General features: G+C 30.2%; 3 protein-coding genes. 1 reads left to right on the forward strand and 2 read right to left on the reverse strand.

Annotation, left to right across the window (positions count from 1 at the left end; all coding sequences use genetic code 11):
- Window positions 1-516 (forward strand): restriction endonuclease subunit S (locus tag BCR21_RS06045; protein WP_139125616.1); only part of this gene is annotated, 516 nt, incomplete at its 5' end.
- A 44-nt stretch (window positions 517-560) separates the two neighbouring features.
- Here the strand turns inward: BCR21_RS06045 and BCR21_RS06050 are convergent.
- Together BCR21_RS06050 and BCR21_RS06055 are read right to left on the reverse strand one after the other, a co-directional pair.
- Window positions 561-1490 carry a site-specific integrase gene (locus tag BCR21_RS06050; protein WP_069645592.1) on the reverse strand — a complete coding sequence of 310 codons (930 nt, stop codon included), beginning with the start codon at window positions 1488-1490 and terminating at the stop codon, window positions 561-563.
- Between the two features lie 82 nt (window positions 1491-1572).
- On the reverse strand, window positions 1573-2109 hold a 537-nt coding region (locus BCR21_RS06055; RefSeq protein WP_205684832.1), incomplete at its 5' end, for a restriction endonuclease subunit S.

Consider the following 2109-nt stretch of genomic DNA (forward strand, 5'->3'; position numbering starts at 1 on the left):
AAATTAGGAGATATTGTACAAATCAAAATGGGGCAATCGCCTAACTCTGAGAACTATACTGAAAACTCAAGTGATCATATACTGGTGCAAGGAAATGCTGATATGAAAAACAATAGAGTTGTTCCTCGTGTTTGGACTACGCAAGTTACTAAACAAGCAGATAAGGGCGACTTAATTTTAAGTGTGCGAGCCCCTGTTGGAGATATTGGAAAAACGGATTATGATGTTGTTTTAGGACGTGGCGTAGCTTCAATTAAAGGAAATGAGTTCATTTTTCAAGTATTAAAAAGAATGAAGGAAATTAATTTTTGGACTAAATTTAGTACAGGCTCGACATTTGAAAGCATTAATTCTTCTGATATCAAAAAGGCTACTATTTTATTCACCAATAAAGATGAACAAATTAAAATTGGAGTTTTTTTCAAGAAATTTGACGATACTTTAACTTTTCATCAAGACAAACTAGATAAAATTAATATGCTAAAAAAATATTATTTACAAAACTTGTTCATATAGATCAATTCCCATCTAGCATATCAAAACTAGATGGGAATTTTTTATCATATTAGCATTGATAAATGTCGTATAATCTTGTCGTTATCTTGATTTTCAAGCTCCTGAATAATATGAAGATACGTTTCCTGAGTTGTTGTCATACTAGAATGCCCTAATCTATTCGCAACACTAGCAATTGAAACACCTGCATATAATAGCAACGAAGCATGGGTATGTCGCAAACTATGAATTGTAATAATTGGTATATTTGCACGAGTACATAACACTTTTAAACGATTATTAACGGTTGAATTAAATACTCTACTTTTAACAAAAATTGGTTTATCTTGTTCTTTTTTATTTAATAATTGTGAAAATTGCATTGCCAATTGCCAATCAATTTGAATTTTTCTATTGGAGGATTCATTTTTTGTTGGTTGAAAAGAACCATTTGACTTTTTGTAATTCCAAGTTTTATTAATAATTATTTTTTGTTTTGAAAAATCAAAATCTGATGGTGTTAATGCTAATGCTTCTGAGAAACGAAGACCTGTTTTGATGACTAACAAGATAAAATAATCCCAATTAATATCTTCTGTTAAATTTAATTCTTTTAATAAAGCTTGCACTTCAAATTGATTTAAAAATTTTGATTTTTTAGTGCGAGGTGTTTTTCCTTTGATAACAATTTTTCGTGTGGGATTTTGAGCGATGATGCCTTCATCAACGGCATCTAAAATAGCTCCTTTAAGTTGATGATGAAAATCCATAGTAGTTTGTTTCTCATGAGTAAGAGCATAATTATTTAATAATTGTTGATAACTATAACGGTCAAGCTCTTTTAATTTTAAATTAGGTACAAGATCTCGCAACTTTTGTTCTGTTACGTGGTATTTTTGCAGGGTGATTGAACGTATAGCACCAACTTTATAAAGATTTACCCACTCCTTAAAGTATTCATGAAACATTTGCTCTTTTCTTCTTTTTGTTACCATAAAAAACCTCCTAAATAATAGATAGATGAGTTAATCATCTTTATCTATTATCCAAGGAGTTAGTTCAAGTGTAAATATTGAATTAGATGAACATATTTTGTAGATAAACTTTTTTTAAGGTTTTAAGTTGGTCGAGTTTACTTTGCTGACGTATGATAATGTTTTCGAGTTGTTTGAATAAGGACCCGATTTCCTGTTGCTCTTCACAACTTGGGTAGTAAATAGGAATTTTAGCAATTTCATTCTTATTAATCTTTTTAGGAAACGCAATATGCAATGTACGCTTCCAAAATTCACTTTGAACTGTGGAGGATTGAATTATTGCTTCCAAAAAATGTGAATCTAGCTCTTTTTGTTTAAGCAAAGCAAGACTTACATAGTAAGCGACATTTTCATTTGATTTATAGACATTTGGAGTAGCAATGTCACCAATACGCGTTATCAAAACATCACCTAATTCTGGATGAACCTTGAATTCCTTTTCAAATGCTTTTTTTGAAATATATTTTTCAGATTGTAATGTCTTAATATTTTCGACAGATAAGAACATTACGCCACTATTTGTGTATTTTGGTGTTTGATGTGTTCCATCATAAATATCAACAAGCTTTCTAAGCAC

Origin of the sequence: Enterococcus ureasiticus (genome assembly GCF_001730285.1) — a bacterium.
In the GTDB taxonomy this organism is placed as follows: Bacteria; Bacillota; Bacilli; order Lactobacillales; family Enterococcaceae; genus Enterococcus_L; species Enterococcus_L ureasiticus.